Below are 1,046 nucleotides of genomic sequence, written 5' to 3' on the forward strand. Positions count from 1 at the left end.
CAAGCTAGTCCTCTTGCTAAGATTAAATTTGATAGGATAAGATGGGAAGGGATAGGAGGTAAAAACAATCAATTACCAATTCAAACTCATCACATTGCCACCAATAAGAGTAAAAAATATACTCCAAAATTTCAAGAGATACTTAATTCATATGATTTAAAACTAAATGGAGATTGGAATAAAGTTAAAATGCCACATCGCGGAAGACATCCTAATGAATACCATGAATACATTCTTGAAAAAATGAATAAAATTGATAAAATAGCTAGAGGAGATAAGAATAAATTCTTAAAAGAATTTGAAAAACTAAAAGAAGAAATCAAAAATAATCCTGCTATACTTCATAAAGAATACTATAAGGAGAGAAAACAATGAGATATTATAAAATGATGTATAATGGACAACATAATGACGTTGATAATTGGATAAATTGTATTAAACCAGATATAAAAAATAATGACAAATATGCACTTTTAGAATCCAAACCTATCACAAATTGGCAAACACCTAGTTTTGAAATCGATAAAGATGATGGTAAAATACTGACCGATTTAATATCTAATGTATATAATTGGCGTATAGTCTCTCCAAAATTTGTAAATTTAATGCAAGATTTAATCAAAGATTGTGTGCAATATTTAGATGTAGAAATTAAAAATCAGGAAATAAATTATTATGGTTGTAAAATTATGCATGTAATAAAATCACTTGAGGCTTTAGATTATGAACATTCTGTATATACTTATATGGGTGATAATGATGAATATTTAAGTATTACTAAAGCTGTTTTAAAAAAATCAAAACTTGATGGAAGTCATATATTTAGAATTAAAGATGATGAAATACCTGTTTTTGTATCAAGTGAATTTAAAAAAATAGTAAGAGAAAACAATTTATTAGGTTTTAGTTTTAGTGAAGTTATGGTATATTAAAATTAATAAACATATAAAAATATTACAATTATAAATTATATAAACTTATTAGGTTTTATCAAACAAATACCATAATAAAGGATAAAAAATGACAAGAGAACAAGCAGAATTAAT

General features: G+C 24.8%; 2 protein-coding genes. Both read left to right on the plus strand.

Annotated features, from left to right (window positions below; translation table 11 throughout):
- Positions 1-375 (plus strand): AHH domain-containing protein (locus AJN60_RS00335; RefSeq protein WP_237766501.1); only part of this gene is annotated, 375 nt, incomplete at its 5' end.
- On the plus strand, positions 372-932 hold the full coding sequence (locus AJN60_RS00340; protein WP_070285654.1) for an imm11 family protein: 561 nt from the start codon (positions 372-374) through the stop codon (positions 930-932). The genes AJN60_RS00335 and AJN60_RS00340, both read left to right, overlap by 4 nt.
- Positions 933-1,046: the final 114 nt, after the last annotated feature.

It is taken from the genome of Campylobacter sp. BCW_4323 (genome assembly GCF_001763115.1).
GTDB lineage: Bacteria > Campylobacterota > Campylobacteria > Campylobacterales > Campylobacteraceae > Campylobacter_D > Campylobacter_D jejuni.